The organism is Snodgrassella sp. B3837 (genome assembly GCF_026535955.1).
Taxonomy (GTDB): Bacteria; Pseudomonadota; Gammaproteobacteria; order Burkholderiales; family Neisseriaceae; genus Snodgrassella; species Snodgrassella alvi_E.
Genome location: NZ_JAFNPI010000015.1, coordinates 244,646 through 258,524 on the forward strand (window position 1 = coordinate 244,646; position 13,879 = coordinate 258,524).

At 43.8% G+C, this 13,879-nt stretch carries 15 protein-coding genes; 7 read left to right on the top strand and 8 right to left on the bottom strand.

All coding sequences use genetic code 11. The features are described from left to right. Positions 1-176 precede the first annotated feature (176 nt). From J3U67_RS06290 to rpsP, 6 genes are all read right to left on the bottom strand, one after another. Positions 177-1,175: an alpha/beta hydrolase family protein gene (locus J3U67_RS06290; RefSeq protein ID WP_267404319.1), complete on the bottom strand. Its 999-nt coding sequence runs from the start codon at positions 1,173-1,175 to the stop codon at positions 177-179. A 118-nt stretch (positions 1,176-1,293) separates the two neighbouring features. Further along, complete coding sequence (gene purM, locus J3U67_RS06295) at positions 1,294-2,328, bottom strand: phosphoribosylformylglycinamidine cyclo-ligase (protein WP_267404321.1); 1,035 nt, start codon at positions 2,326-2,328, stop codon at positions 1,294-1,296. Between the two features lie 362 nt (positions 2,329-2,690). Next, complete coding sequence (gene rplS / locus J3U67_RS06300; RefSeq protein WP_025331156.1) at positions 2,691-3,056, bottom strand: 50S ribosomal protein L19; 366 nt, start codon at positions 3,054-3,056, stop codon at positions 2,691-2,693. Positions 3,057-3,070: 14 nt separating this feature from the next. Continuing rightward, positions 3,071-3,817 carry a tRNA (guanosine(37)-N1)-methyltransferase TrmD gene (trmD, locus tag J3U67_RS06305; protein ID WP_267404323.1) on the bottom strand — a complete coding sequence of 249 codons (747 nt, stop codon included), beginning with the start codon at positions 3,815-3,817 and terminating at the stop codon, positions 3,071-3,073. Next, positions 3,817-4,329, bottom strand: a complete 513-nt coding sequence (gene rimM / locus J3U67_RS06310; RefSeq protein WP_267404325.1) for a ribosome maturation factor RimM — start codon at positions 4,327-4,329, stop codon at positions 3,817-3,819. The genes trmD and rimM overlap by 1 nt, the downstream gene beginning before the upstream one ends. 16 nt (positions 4,330-4,345) lie before the next feature. Continuing rightward, entirely contained in the window at positions 4,346-4,594 is a 249-nt protein-coding gene (rpsP, locus tag J3U67_RS06315) for a 30S ribosomal protein S16 (RefSeq protein ID WP_100140313.1), read from the bottom strand. A gap of 405 nt (positions 4,595-4,999) precedes the next feature. Here rpsP and J3U67_RS06320 point away from each other — a divergent pair, with 405 nt between their 5' ends. From J3U67_RS06320 to groL, 5 genes are all read left to right on the top strand, one after another. Next, positions 5,000-5,959 carry an acetyl-CoA carboxylase carboxyltransferase subunit alpha gene (locus J3U67_RS06320; protein ID WP_100140312.1) on the top strand — a complete coding sequence of 320 codons (960 nt, stop codon included), beginning with the start codon at positions 5,000-5,002 and terminating at the stop codon, positions 5,957-5,959. After that, positions 5,937-7,262, top strand: coding sequence for a tRNA lysidine(34) synthetase TilS (gene tilS, locus J3U67_RS06325; protein ID WP_267404327.1), 1,326 nt, complete (start codon positions 5,937-5,939; stop codon positions 7,260-7,262). Before J3U67_RS06320 ends, tilS begins: the two co-directional genes overlap by 23 nt. A gap of 77 nt (positions 7,263-7,339) precedes the next feature. Then, on the top strand, positions 7,340-7,936 hold the full coding sequence (locus tag J3U67_RS06330) for a sigma-70 family RNA polymerase sigma factor (protein ID WP_100140310.1): 597 nt from the start codon (positions 7,340-7,342) through the stop codon (positions 7,934-7,936). Between the two features lie 493 nt (positions 7,937-8,429). Beyond that, positions 8,430-8,717: a co-chaperone GroES gene (gene groES, locus J3U67_RS06335; RefSeq protein WP_100140309.1), complete on the top strand. Its 288-nt coding sequence runs from the start codon at positions 8,430-8,432 to the stop codon at positions 8,715-8,717. 67 nt (positions 8,718-8,784) lie between these two features. Next, complete coding sequence (gene groL, locus J3U67_RS06340) at positions 8,785-10,431, top strand: chaperonin GroEL (RefSeq protein WP_100140308.1); 1,647 nt, start codon at positions 8,785-8,787, stop codon at positions 10,429-10,431. A gap of 601 nt (positions 10,432-11,032) precedes the next feature. Here groL and rnhA read toward each other — a convergent pair. Together rnhA and J3U67_RS06350 are read right to left on the bottom strand one after the other, a co-directional pair. After that, a complete protein-coding gene (gene rnhA, locus J3U67_RS06345; RefSeq protein WP_267390542.1) occupies positions 11,033-11,467 on the bottom strand; it encodes a ribonuclease HI in 435 nt (144 codons plus the stop codon). A 33-nt stretch (positions 11,468-11,500) separates the two neighbouring features. Further along, on the bottom strand, positions 11,501-12,907 hold the full coding sequence (locus J3U67_RS06350; RefSeq protein ID WP_267404329.1) for an FAD-binding oxidoreductase: 1,407 nt from the start codon (positions 12,905-12,907) through the stop codon (positions 11,501-11,503). A gap of 123 nt (positions 12,908-13,030) precedes the next feature. On the opposite strand from J3U67_RS06350, the gene J3U67_RS06355 reads away from it, so the two are divergent. After that, the gene (locus J3U67_RS06355; protein WP_100140304.1) at positions 13,031-13,384 is read left to right on the top strand and encodes a hypothetical protein; all 354 of its coding nucleotides are present in this window, start codon (positions 13,031-13,033) and stop codon (positions 13,382-13,384) included. Positions 13,385-13,396: 12 nt separating this feature from the next. Next, positions 13,397-13,879 (top strand): protein YgfX, encoded by a 483-nt coding sequence (locus J3U67_RS06360; RefSeq protein ID WP_267404331.1) that lies wholly within the window; start codon positions 13,397-13,399, stop codon positions 13,877-13,879.

The window sequence follows — 13,879 nt, forward strand, 5'->3', positions numbered from 1 at the left end:
CTTTAGTACTATTAAATGTACCTAGTAATAAAGCAACCATCCTTAAAAAAGGGTTACGTAAAAAGGATTAAACCATTATTTCACCAGCATTAGGATTTGAATAGCTAAATATGTTTTGTTAACAGTAATATTTAAGCTAATTTCATAGAAATGGGTTATTTAATAAAAAATCTTTTTTAGTTTACATCTAAAAATTCTTTTATATATTTTAGAATAATGGTGTGAATATTTTTTCTGCTAACGCCATATCCATCTTTGCAAATAATTTTATCCTTTTCAGGCAAAATACTGAAAGCATCTTTTTTACATTCTTGTATGAAACTGAAATGCATGGCATCTTTAAGCAGAATATATTTGGTTACAGGCAAATTTTCAGCCAGATAACCTGATTCCATTTCAACGGGTAGGTCACCAATATTGATTTTAGCACCGATAATTAATGTAGGGATGGTTAAATTCTTCAGACTTGATTTAGTCAGCCCCCGAGCAAATCCCGTATCTAGTGCAATAATCTTTTTCACTCTTGGGTCATACAGATAGTTGAACGCTGATTGCTTATCTGATCTTATCCCTAACGCTTCACTTAGTTCACATTCGTGCTGAGCCTTAGTTATACGACAGTCCTCAAGAAACTGTGCAACGTTAAAATTAGCACCGCCAGCGACCATCACTGTCCAACCACCTAAAGAGTGCCCCAGTAATGAGATATTATTGTTGTCTACTTTTCCGGCAAAATCAGGATTTTCTTGCAAAAAAGTAATAGTACGTTGTAAATCGATTGGTCTTTGCCATAATTGTGCAGCTTGTTTCGGGGTTTTACTATATTTAGACATGTCTGGATGTTCAATTAAAGCAACAATATATCCTAGTTTGGCAAGATTTGAAGCTATCCAGCTTAAGTTGCGCCAATTACCACCATATCCATGGGATATCACTAATAAAGGATATGTATTGTTTATAGGTTTGGCATTTTCTATTGCATAAAAACCTGAAAATACCGAACTATCAGCAAATAAAATTGGCTTTGAATCAGAATTAGTAGGATAGATTACAAAGATGTTTATTTCTCTTCTTTTATCGATATCTGATAAAGTTAAAGTTTTAAATCCTAGATTATTGGCATTGCTCAGAGATGATAGTAATAATAATATGATTAATGCTATTACTCTAAACATAATAGTGAATCTGTTTAATAGACTTAAAATAAAAGCCATCAACTACATTTATGCAGTAAATAGCTTTAGCTCAATTAAAAATAATTTAATTTTTTAAGGATGTGTCTGATATAAACTTTTAGCTTATCTGTGTCTGATGTTCATCATTCTGACGACTACGTATCACACCTATCTCGTAAACCGTTTCGCCTTGCTGCTGTAGAAATTGTTGCACCGCAGCAGCATCAGCAGCATTCACTACCAATACCATGCCGATGCCGCAGTTGAATGTACGGTACATTTCCTGGCTGTCCACTTGTCCGGCCTGTTGCAACCATTGAAATAGTTTGGGCAGTGGCCACGACTGGGTATCGATGGCGGCAACGGTATTATCTGGCAGTATGCGCGGTACATTTTCACTGATGCCACCGCCGGTGATGTGTGCCATACCTTTGATGGTAAATTGTTTCAACGCTGCAAGAATAGGTTTGACGTATAAGCGGGTTGGTGCAATGATCGCTTGCCTCAGGGTTTGGCCGTCTGCAAACGGGGCGTCTAATTCTGGACGAGCGCGTTCAATGATTTTGCGTACCAGCGAGTAACCATTAGAATGGATGCCATTGGAGGCCAGCCCCAGCACAATATCACCAGCAGCAATACTGCGTCCATTGATAACCTGTTCTTTTTCCACTACTCCTACAGCAAATCCTGCTAGATCATACTCACCATCGGGATACATACCCGGCATTTCGGCAGTTTCTCCACCAATCAAGGCACAGCCAGATTGTTCACAACCAGAAGCAATACCTTTAATTACTGCGGCTGCTCGTTCTACATCCAGTTTGCCGCAGGCGAAATAATCCAGAAAAAACAGAGGTTCTGCACCCTGTACCAAAATATCGTTCACGCTCATTGCAACCAGATCGATGCCAACAGTGTCGTGCTGATCCCATTCGAAAGCCAGTTTTAGCTTGGTACCGACGCCATCAGTTCCAGAAACCAGTACTGGCTGACGGTACTTCTTGCTGATTTCCACCAAAGCTCCAAAGCCGCCCAAATCACCCAATACTTCAGGACGCATGGTGCGTTTGGCAAAAGGTTTAATTTTTTCGACCAGCGAATCGCCAGCATCAATATCAACACCGGCATCGCGATAACTCAGGGACTGGCTCATTAGTGCGCTTCCTTAGGGCAAAGTACAAAGCTGATTAAGATGAAACAGACAAAAATCGTGTAATTTTAACATTTTTCAACTTTTGCCGCTGTTTAAATTAGCCGACTGAATAATGGACTGAATCTGCAATAAGGTTTGGTATTTTTTATTTTTACTGAGTGTTAATTCGACGTAGGGTGGATGGCAATAGGCTAAATCTGAGTATGTTTTTTTGATGGCAAATGTATATGATTTGTATGTATTTGCCATGGTCGGCATGATAAATGTGAAGAAGTACTGAATGAGCTAAGAAAAAGGCCGAATCAACAGATTCGGCCTTAGTATTAAACTGCTTTAAGCAGTTAATGTGTTGTGTATACTGCTTAGGCTTTGCGAGCCGGCAGTTTTTCACGAATGCGGGCAGCTTTACCGGTTAAGCCACGCAGGTAATACAGTTTGGCACGGCGTACATCACCACGGCGTTTAACTTCGATTTTTTCAACGGCTGGAGAGTATAACTGGAATGTACGTTCCACACCTTCACCGCTGGAGATTTTACGTACGATGAAGTTGCTGTTCAGGCCACGGTTGCGACGAGCAATCACAATGCCTTCATAGGCTTGCAGACGGGTACGGCTACCTTCGGTAACGCGTACAGAAACAACCACGGTATCACCTGGCGCGAAGGCCGGGATTTCTTTATTCAAACGAGCGATTTCTTCCTGCTCTAATTGTTGAATCAAGTTCATATTAAGCTTCCTAATTATAATGGGATGTCCCGTTCCTCTTGTCTGATATTTTGCAAGAGTCTGGATTCCTCTGGGGTTAATACACGGCCGGCCAGTAAATCTGGTCGACGTGTCCAAGTGCGCCTAAGCGCCTGTGTTAATCGCCATTGGGCGATTAATGCATGATTGCCACTGCGTAATACATCGGGCACGGTCTGTTGACGAAATTCAACCGGACGCGTGTAGTGTGGGCAATCAAGTAAACCAGTGGCAAATGAATCTTCTGCTGCTGAGCGTGCATCACCTAATGTACCTGGCAGCAGCCGGATAACAGCGTCCATTAACATCATGGCTGGTAATTCTCCGCCGGATACCACAAAGTCGCCAATGCTGATTTCGGTCACTTTGTTGCTGGTGAGAATACGTTCATCAATGCCTTCGTATCGGCCACACAGTACAATCAGTGCCGATTCATCGGCCAGACTGGCTGCTTGTGTGTGAGTCAGAGGTTTACCCTGTGGACTCATATAAATCAGCCGTCCTTCAGGGCTGGTCTTTCGAGCCATATCAATGGCGGCCTGTAAAGGCGGTGCCATCATAATCATGCCCGGGCCACCACCGTAAGGGCGGTCATCAATATAGCCCAGCGGATTGTCAGCAAACTGCCGCGGATTGATTGCAGCAAACTGCCAGATTCCCTGCTGCAATGCACGTCCGGTAACGCCGCTGCCTGTAAGAGCAGTAAACATTTCCGGAAACAGGGTAATGGCCTGAATGTGCATCAGTAGTCGCTGCCCCAATCTACACTCATCTGCTGTTGTGGCAGATTTACTTCATCAATGTATTGTGCGACAAAAGGAATCAGTTTACGGCCAAAATCGCCGTCTACTACCAGTACGTCATGTGCACCGGTTTGCATTAATGAACTGACAGTACCAAGGTTTTCCTGTGTACGGTTAAATACGGTTAGGCCTATTAGGTCTGTCCAGTAATACTCATCTTCTTCGGTTTCTGCAAAGCTGGCACGGTCTATTTCAATGGTGAAACCGCACAGTAAGGCTGCGCTGTCACGATCGTTGATACCGTCAAACCGTACTTGTAATTCATCACCGCTGATTTTGCTTTCGGCAATGCTTACAGTTTTGGTTTGGCCATCTTTGCTCAGCTGCCATTGCGGATAGTCAAGCAGGCTGTCGGTATATTCGGTATCGGAATGGACTTTTACCCAGCCCTTTACGCCAAATACACCTTTAATATAGCCCATTGCCACCCATTGTGGCTGTGTACTGTTCATTTGCTTTACTGCTTAATTAGGCCGCAGCCTTCTGTTCTTTAACCAGTTTGGCTACAGCTTCGCTCAGCTGCGCGCCTTGACCAATCCAGTGGTTCAGACGGTCTGTGCTTAGACGTACACGTTCCTGTTTTTCATTGGCAACAGGGTTGTAAAAACCAACGCGCTCGATGAAGCGGCCATCACGACGGTTGTGAGAGTCAGCTACGACGATGTTATAGAAAGGACGGTGTTTAGAACCACCGCGGGCCAAACGGATAACTACCATAGTTTATTCCTTAGTGAAAAATCGAAGTAATTTTATTCTGCCAAGACAACAGAAAATCGCTAATTTTAGTAGGTAAAACCCAGTCTTGGCAAGCTGTTAATGTATATTTGTTGTAGATATACCGTTGTGGATTTGTGTATTGCAAGAGATTTATTTTTTTGGCATTCTGATTGGTATTATTTGATTAAACTATTGCTGTTTATGGTTAAATTTTTTCTAAATGCGATGTTTGTGGTCGATGGTAAAGCTTGATATATGGTTTTGTATTTTTGATAATAATTTATAAAATCATATATTTATGTTTGATTTTTGTGGCTGTGTTTACAGCTTTTTAATTTTTAGGGCTGCATTGCTTCATTTCTTCGCGTATCATAGCTGCCACGTGTTTTTGCGGATATCTTAACAATGAAACAGATTTTTTTGGATTTTGAACAACCTATAGCCGAATTGGTACAGAAAATTGATGAGCTTCGCTTTGTGCAGGATGAATCGGCTGTGGATATTTCCGAAGAAATCGCGCGCCTAAAAAAGAAAAGCGATGATTTAACCAAGAATCTTTTTGCCAAGCTGTCGCCGGTACAGATTTCGCAGGTATCACGCCATGCGCAGCGTCCTTATACTTTAGATTATATTGAGGCACTGTGTACTGACTTTGAAGAGCTGCATGGTGACCGTGCTTTTGCTGATGATGCTGCAATAGTGGGCGGTCTGGCGCGCTTCAATGGAGAAAGTGTTATGGTAATCGGCCATCAGAAAGGCCGTGATACTAAGGAAAAAATTCGCCGTAATTTCGGCATGCCTAAACCGGAAGGTTATCGTAAGGCATTGCGGTTAATGAAGCTGGCGGAAAAATTCAAGATCCCCTTGCTGACATTTATCGATACCCCTGGTGCTTATCCGGGTATTGGTGCAGAAGAACGTGGCCAATCTGAAGCAATCGGACGCAATCTATATGAGCTGGCACGACTAAAGGTGCCGGTAATTTGTACGATTATTGGCGAGGGTGGCTCTGGTGGTGCGCTGGCTATAGCTGTAGGCGATTATGTAAATATGCTTCAATTTTCTACCTATTCTGTGATCTCACCGGAGGGCTGTGCTTCAATTCTGTGGAAAACTGCGGAAAAAGCACCGGAAGCAGCACAGGCACTTGGCATTACTGCCAAACGCCTGCTAGAGCTGAAATTGATTGATAAGGTGATTGAAGAGCCTTTGGGTGGAGCGCATCGCAATTATCCGGAAATTATGCAACGGGTGAAAGCGGTACTGACTAGCCAGTTAGAAGAGGCCAAAGGCAAGCAGTTGTCGAGTTTACTTACCCGTCGCTTTGACCGCCTGATGCATTATGGTCAGTTCAACGCTAAATAATTTATGTGTCCGTTTATGTGACAATATTGCACAACAATGGTCAGCCTCTGTGGCTGACCGTTGTATTTTGACTGTTGGCCTTAGTGGTGGTCTGGATTCTGTGGTATTGCTGCATGCGCTGACTCAGTTGCGTAATGTACTGCCGTTGCAATTGTCTGCTATTCATGTGCATCATGGCTTAAGTAGCCATGCTGATGAGTGGGCTGCTTTTTGTCAGAAGGTCTGCGCAACTTGGTCTGTTCCACTAAAGCTGGTTAAGGTAACGGTCAGTGCCAGCGGTGAGGGTGTGGAAGCTGCGGCTCGTAAGGCGCGTTATCAGGCCTATGCAGAAAGTGGAGCGGAAGTGGTGGTGCTGGCACATCATCGTGATGACCAGATTGAAACTTTTTTTCTAGGCGCACTACGTGGCGGCGGTCTGCGTTCTCTGGCTGCGATGCCGGACGTGCGGGCATTAACAGAGCACACTATTCTATGGCGGCCACTGTTGCCTTTTTCGCGCGAGCAGCTGAAGAATTATGCTGAAGCGATGCAGCTTGAGCATATAGAAGACGACAGTAACCGCAACTGCATCTATCTGCGCAACTGGCTACGTCTGGATGGTTTGCCATACTGGCGTGCCCATTTGCCATATATGGATAATCAAGTTGAAGCTGCTGTTAGTCGTTTGCAGGATGAGCTGGCGTTGCTGGATGAGGTGGCTGAAGCTGATTGGGCACTGTTGCATGCACAGCAACAGGGTTTTGATATTTCGTTGTGGCAAACACTCAGCGCAGCACGGCGCCGGCAGCAATTGCGTCTTTTTGCTCAGAAAAATGGTCTTGGCATGTCTACTTCAGCTTCACTGACAGAATTTGCAAGACAGTTGATGGAAAGCAAAAATGGTGCACAATGGTCTTTACCATACGCTTGTGTAATCTATTATGATTTCAGGCTGTGGATAAATAAAAAGCATGCATCAGCTCAATGGCCTTGGTTTGATTTGCTGCCGGTAAGCAGCATGCAACTGATGAAGGCTGGTTATTTAGAATGGAGATGTCATAATTTTGGTTTGGTGGAAATTGCTGACGAATGGACAGTTCGTCAGGTCGATGTTCAGGATACAATTGTTTTAAAAGGAGGTAGAAAAAAGGTTAAAAAATTATTACAGGAACGGAAAATTCCTCCTTTTATGCGTGCTGTCTGGCCAGTATTGTGTGATGCCGATAATCATTGTATTGCTGTGATTAATGTGGCTGTTGCCGCTAACGTAGGTGTTGCTGATGGCTGGATGCCTTTGATGCAGGATTTGCCTATTAGGCTTTAAGTTGGAAAAATAATAATTCAGCTACGCAGACTCAGCTGTCGATTGATGCAATAACAATAAAATTAGAGGATAACTATATGCATGAAAACCGTACCCCACAGGTGGAAGAACAGGTGTTGGTGCGTAAGGCTCAGCAGGGTGATGCGCAGATTTTCAGTTTGCTGGTGAGCAAATATCAGCGTCGATTAAAGCATTTTCTGCGTCGTTTTACTCATGACGATCAGATTACGTTGGATGTGGTACAGGAAACCTTTCTCAAAGCCTACAAAGCGTTACCTCAGTTTCGGGCTAGTAGTCAGTTTTATACTTGGTTATGCTGTATTGGGATGAATACGGCTAAGTCTATGATTGCTGTATATGGACGCGAACCGCAAATGATTACTGAAATAGTGGATGAGAATGGGGAAGAAGTTGATGTTCTCGAACATTTGTCCGACTATCAGACACCTGAAAAACAATTATTAAACCGCGAGTTGATTGATGTGCTGGGCGAAGCAATTGATCAGTTGCCACCTAATTTGCGTCAACCAATTATTCTTTTCGAAATCAATGATTTGTCATATGAAGAAATTGCTCAGATAATGGGCTGTCCGATTGGTACTGTACGCTCACGAATTGCAAGGGCGCGGGAACTATTATCTGCTGAAGTTGAAAGCAGATTTGAACATGATTGATAAGGACTCAGAACATTTGTGGCAAAGTGTGAAGTAATTTGTTTACAGTTCCCATCTCAATAGGCTGGAAAATTCTGCTGGGTATGCTTGAGTTAATAATGTATAGAAACAGCATGCAGATTATTTACCAGAAAATCTGGTTGCTATTTGATAGAGGAAGCTTTTTTAATTCTTGCATGCGCGTATGGGTCAAGTCTGCAATATTAACTTTAAGCTTGTGGCGCCAGAAATATTTTCTGAATATCTTATGATATTCCGGCCGGTAATATTTTGTCTGCAGTGGGGTGCCTGACTCTGGTAAGTGCAGGAATATTCTGTCAATTTTACTAAGTATTTGTAAGAATTAGGAAAATAATTACTCTATTCACTCTTGAATTGTGGCCGCCTAGCCTTACTTTATTTATCGAAATGAATTTTACGTCCCGCTATATATGCGGGTTTGTATTAACCAACTTTGAGGTGCTTTACGCACCAAAGATGTGGAGAAGATAATATGACTATTCGTCCTTTGAATGACCGTGTTGTGGTAAAACGTTTGGAAGCTGAAGAAAAAACAGCTTCTGGTATTGTATTGCCAGGTTCTGCTGCTGAAAAACCTGATATGGGTGAAGTGATTGCAGTTGGTAACGGCAAACTGCTGAAAAACGGCGACCGTCTGAAAGTGGATGTGAAAGTTGGCGATAAAGTGATTTTCGGTAAATACAGCGGTCAAACTGTTAAAGTTGACGGTGAAGAATTGCTGGTAATGCGCGAAGAAGATATTTTCGGTATTGTTGAATAATTGTTTATCCAGAAATTCTATTTTATTTGTATTTGCGTAATTGATTATTAAAGATTAGGAGTTTCAAATGGCAGCAAAAGATGTGAAATTCTCTGACGAAGCTCGTCAGAAAATGGTTGCTGGTGTCAATGTTCTGGCTGAAGCAGTAAAAGTAACTCTTGGCCCTAAAGGCCGCAATGTATTGCTGGACCGTGCTTTTGGCGGCCCGCATATCACCAAAGATGGTGTGTCTGTTGCAAAAGAAGTGGAACTGAAAGACAAATTCGAAAACATGGGTGCGCAGCTGGTTAAGGAAGTGGCTTCTAAAACCAATGATGTGGCCGGTGACGGTACCACTACTGCTACTGTGTTAGCACAGGCGATTGTCACTGAAGGTATGAAATACGTGACTGCCGGCATGAATCCGATGGATCTGAAACGCGGCATTGATAAAGCGGTTGAAGCAGTAATTGCTGAGCTGAAAACCATTTCCAAACCTGTACCGGAAAAATCTAAAGAGATTTCTCAGGTAGCTTCTATTTCTGCTAATGCTGATGAATCCATTGGTGAAATCATTGCTAAAGCTATGAATGAAGTAGGCAAAGAAGGTGTGATTACTGTTGAAGACGGTAAATCTCTGGAAAATGAAGTTGAAGTGGTTAAAGGTATGCAGTTTGACCGTGGCTACTTGTCTCCTTACTTCGTAACTGATGTAGAAAAACAGATTGCCGGTCTGGATAGCCCATACATTCTGTTGTTTGATAAAAAAATCTCTAACATCCGTGATTTGCTGCCAGTACTGGAGCAGGTTGCTAAAACCAGCCGTCCATTGCTGATTATTGCTGAAGATGTTGAAGGTGAAGCTCTGGCTACGCTGGTGGTGAACAACATCCGTGGTATTCTGAAAACCGTTGCTGTTAAAGCGCCGGGCTTCGGTGACCGCCGCAAAGCCATGTTGCAGGATATTGCTATCCTGACCGGTGGTACCGTGATTGCCGAAGAAGTGGGTCTGTCTTTGGAAAAAGCCACTCTGGAAGATTTGGGTCAGGCTAAACGTGTAGAAGTGGGTAAAGAAAACACCACTGTGATTGATGGTTTGGGTGACAAGGCTGCTGTTGAAGCCCGTGTTGCTGAAATCCGCAAACAGATTGAAACTGCAACCAGCGACTACGATAAAGAAAAATTACAGGAACGTGTGGCTAAACTGGCCGGCGGTGTGGCTGTAATTAAAGTAGGCGCTGCCACAGAAGTAGAAATGAAAGAGAAAAAAGACCGTGTAGATGATGCTCTGCATGCTACTCGTGCTGCTGTGGAAGAAGGTGTGGTAGCCGGTGGTGGTGTAGCTCTACTACGCGCCCGTGCAGCCATTAAAGACCTGAAAGGTGCCAATGCTGATCAGGAAGCTGGTGTGAAAATCGTGCTGAAAGCAGTTGAAGCGCCGTTGCGTCAGATTGTGGCCAATGCTGGTGATGAACCAAGCGTTGTGGTGAACAATGTATTGAATGGTTCTGGTAACTATGGTTACAACGCTGGTACCGGTGAATACGGCGATATGCTGGAAATGGGTGTGTTGGATCCTGCTAAAGTAACCCGCACTGCCTTGCAGCATGCTGCTTCTATTGCTGGCCTGATGCTGACTACTGATTGCATGATCACTGAATTACCGGAAGACAAACCTGCAGCTCCAGATATGGGTGGCATGGGCGGTATGGGTGGCATGGGCGGCATGATGTAATGCAGCCTTAGGCACTCAGTTTAGTAAATGAAAAAGCCGGATATTAAAATATCCGGCTTTTCTTTTGTATAATAAGACAAATTTTAATAAATTGTTTGTTCAGAAATTTAGTTATTTAACAATTGGTTTCTATGGGCGATATCTGGCAATTTTAAAAAGATACTACAAAAAATTTAGCATCGTCGCATTACTTTAGGTAGTTGCGTTGTAGGGTATATATTTACAACTTTGTATTAATCGAGCTGATTGTGTGGTAAATGTGGATATATATATATAGAAAATGAGTTCGTTTTATTAATAAACTGTTTTTGAAATTATGATAATAAAAATAATATCGAACGCTTGCTTACTTTTTCCTCATAAAAATTACTTTTAGTTGATGATTTCTATACTTTAAATTTAAAGATATATAAACGGATATCGTAAAATTTGCGGTTTGATTTTGTCTCAATATTGTTTGAAATTTATCATTTGGAGATGAATCATCTAAATTTTAGAAATTTTATCATGATGAATAAATATTGTTTAAATTAATTGATAATTTATTGTTCATATGAATAATTCTATTAATTATATATGCGTATAAGAAGTTGTATTGTCATTATTTCACCAGATCCACGCCGCGATTAGCCAATTCATCGGCTTTTTCATTTCCTGGATGGCCAGCATGGCCTTTGACCCAGTGCCAGTGCACCTGATGTTTGTGTACTTCGACATCCAGTAGCTGCCATAACTCGGCGTTTTTTACTGGTTGTTTTGAGGCGGTTTTCCAGCCGCGTGCTTTCCAGTTGTGTATCCATTCCTGCATGCCTTTTTTAACGTACTGGGAATCAGTATAGATATGAACAATGCAGGGACGCTTTAGGGCTGCCAGTCCTTGTATGACAGCGGTTAGTTCCATGCGGTTGTTGGTGGTGTTGGCTTCGCCGCCAAAAAGTTCTTTGCTATGGCTACCGGATTGCAGGTATGCACCCCAGCCACCTAAGCCGGGATTACCTTTGCAGGCGCCATCGGTATATAGGATTACTTCGCTCATGTTTCTAGGCTGTCTGGCAAAAGGCTTACTATATCATGGCTGGGGTGGCAGAACCTTGCCGGGATTGAGAATGTTTTTTGGGTCAAAATAGTGTTTCTGCGCCCACATCCAGTTGATTTCTGCTGATGTTCGTACTTGTGATAGCCATTGGTTTTTCAGTTGGCCGATGCCGTGCTCGGCAGCGATGCTACCTTGATGTTGTAAAACTTGTTCGTAGACCACTTGGTTAATTTCTTTTTCATAGTGGTATACGTCGTTGCTGCGGATGTCGGCAATGAAAACGTTGTAATGCAGGCTGCCGTCGCCCAGATGTCCGAAGAGAATGGTTTTGGTTTGTGGAAAGGCTGTGAAGAGGCTCTGCTGGCAGCTTTCGATAAAATCGGCTACTCTTTCTATTGGTACTACGATATCGTGTTTGATACTGGCGCCCAGACTGCGCTGAGCTGCAGATATGTTTTCGCGCAATGTCCACAGGTGCTGACGTTTGGTTTCTGAATCGGCAATGATGGCATTGAGCCAGTTGCCTTGTTCGAGTACGTTGATTAATGGCTCGGTCAGATCTTGAGTGGGCAAGCTATCGGTAAGCTCAAACAGAATATGCCATTTAGCATTGACTGGTTCTTGCAGCTGGCTGTATCTGGCTGACAGATTCAGGGCAGCCTGACTGATTAATTCAAAGCTGGACAAGCGTTCGGCGAAATGGTTTTCAAGGGCAGAGAGTAGGCTGGTGGCTGCCTGTATGTTATCTAATCCGACCCATGCGGTGAGTATGCTTTGCGGTGGTGCAAAGAGTTTAAGAGTGGCGGCGGTAATGATGGCCAGTGTGCCTTCGCTGCCGATGATTTGCTGGCTCATTTCGTAGCCGCTGGTATTTTTATGCAGTGGATTGAGGTGACTCACCAGTTGACCGTCGGGCAGTACGTATTCTAATCCAAGTACCAGATCGCGCATGGTGCCGTAACGCACAACATTTAGTCCACCAGCATTGCAGGCGATATTACCACCTATCTGGCAGGAGCCTTCGCTGGCGAGGCTGAGGGGAAAATAACGGTTGGCCTGTTTGGCTGCGGCCTGTACATCTGCCAGTATCATGCCGGCTTCTACGGTAATGGTGTTATCGGCCAGACTCAGCTTGCGGACGCGGTTGAGTTTGCTGAGTGAAAGGATGATACCTTTACCGGCAGTGCAGCTATGAGGGGTGGCTGCTCCGCACAATCCGGTATTGCCTCCCTGAGGCGTAATCGGTATTTGTTGCTGCTGGCAGTAACGCAGAATGCTCTGTACAGCGGATACTGAATGCGGTTGTAATACGGCAAATACCTGTCCATGATAACGGCCGCGCTGGTCTGTACAGTAAGGCTCAATAAGGCTGGAATCGGTAATGATTTCTCTGGCACTGAGTAGCTGAGACAGATGCGCTAGATGGCTGGTGGTTGTCATGGCAGTTCACCTTAAGAGAAGAATAAGAAGATTGTACGGCAAATACTGAGGTTGTTTGGTGAAATCTACGCTGTTAGACAATGTTACAATATCGTGAATTGGTAATTTAAGTAAGGAAAAGGTATGTATTTTGTTGATCGCAGTGCGGTGGTGCTGAAACCAGCTCAGGCGTTTCTGGATTGGCTGCACCAGACCAGTGAAGATTTGCCGGAATTGACGTTGGCGCAATTGCAAAGTAATTGTACGACGCTGCTGGTACCGGAATTTGAAACGCCTGAGCAAATAATCGGTTATTTAGGTGAACGATTTAAATTGATTTTTGAGGCTGAGCTTTCTGCTTGGGAAGTAGACCGAAAATTGTGGCCGGCGCTGGATATTGACCAGTTCTGGAATTTTTTCACTGTTGAAGTACATGATATGGTTCTGGATCTGGTAGATGCACAGTTGGAGATATCGCCCGTATATGGTGACGAATAGGGGCGTTGACTGATGCAAGCCTGTGTTGTGCGTGTGCGCCCGTCTTTGAGAGCTCAGTTTTTGGCTCTGATTATGCATGGGCTGGCACTCACTGCTGTTGTGCTGTATAGCACAGGCTGGCAGCGGGCGTTGTTTTTGCTGGTCTGGGTACTATCCGTTTTGTGGGCGGGTTATGGTTTGCTTCATACCAGAATAAAACGAATTGAAATCAATGGTCAGGAGCAGGCCAGTCTGATACTGACATCCAGAAAAGGGGCAGTTCCTGCTGTCTTGTCTACTGACAGTGTGATTAGAGCCAGACTGATGGCTTTGCGATGGCAGACCGCCAAAGGGAGCGTGTATCAATTATTGTTGCCAGATATGACAGATGCGCCGTCATGGCGGCGGTTGCAGGTATGGGCTCGTTGGTGTCAGCCGCATACGGCTCAGGTTGCTGAGCCGCAATCAATTTTGTATAAGGTCATCCATTGGCTGCGGCTCAGGATGAATAATTAG

Coding starts and splice junctions, on each gene's coding strand:
- J3U67_RS06290 (WP_267404319.1), bottom strand. CDS start 1,175: ATGTTTAGAGTAATAGCATTAATCATATTATTATTACTATCATCTCTG.
- purM (WP_267404321.1), bottom strand. CDS start 2,328: ATGAGCCAGTCCCTGAGTTATCGCGATGCCGGTGTTGATATTGATGCT.
- rplS (WP_025331156.1), bottom strand. CDS start 3,056: ATGAACTTGATTCAACAATTAGAGCAGGAAGAAATCGCTCGTTTGAAT.
- trmD (WP_267404323.1), bottom strand. CDS start 3,817: ATGCACATTCAGGCCATTACCCTGTTTCCGGAAATGTTTACTGCTCTT.
- rimM (WP_267404325.1), bottom strand. CDS start 4,329: ATGAACAGTACACAGCCACAATGGGTGGCAATGGGCTATATTAAAGGT.
- rpsP (WP_100140313.1), bottom strand. CDS start 4,594: ATGGTAGTTATCCGTTTGGCCCGCGGTGGTTCTAAACACCGTCCTTTC.
- J3U67_RS06320 (WP_100140312.1), top strand. CDS start 5,000: ATGAAACAGATTTTTTTGGATTTTGAACAACCTATAGCCGAATTGGTA.
- tilS (WP_267404327.1), top strand. CDS start 5,937: ATGGTCAGTTCAACGCTAAATAATTTATGTGTCCGTTTATGTGACAAT.
- J3U67_RS06330 (WP_100140310.1), top strand. CDS start 7,340: ATGCATGAAAACCGTACCCCACAGGTGGAAGAACAGGTGTTGGTGCGT.
- groES (WP_100140309.1), top strand. CDS start 8,430: ATGACTATTCGTCCTTTGAATGACCGTGTTGTGGTAAAACGTTTGGAA.
- groL (WP_100140308.1), top strand. CDS start 8,785: ATGGCAGCAAAAGATGTGAAATTCTCTGACGAAGCTCGTCAGAAAATG.
- rnhA (WP_267390542.1), bottom strand. CDS start 11,467: ATGAGCGAAGTAATCCTATATACCGATGGCGCCTGCAAAGGTAATCCC.
- J3U67_RS06350 (WP_267404329.1), bottom strand. CDS start 12,907: ATGACAACCACCAGCCATCTAGCGCATCTGTCTCAGCTACTCAGTGCC.
- J3U67_RS06355 (WP_100140304.1), top strand. CDS start 13,031: ATGTATTTTGTTGATCGCAGTGCGGTGGTGCTGAAACCAGCTCAGGCG.
- J3U67_RS06360 (WP_267404331.1), top strand. CDS start 13,397: ATGCAAGCCTGTGTTGTGCGTGTGCGCCCGTCTTTGAGAGCTCAGTTT.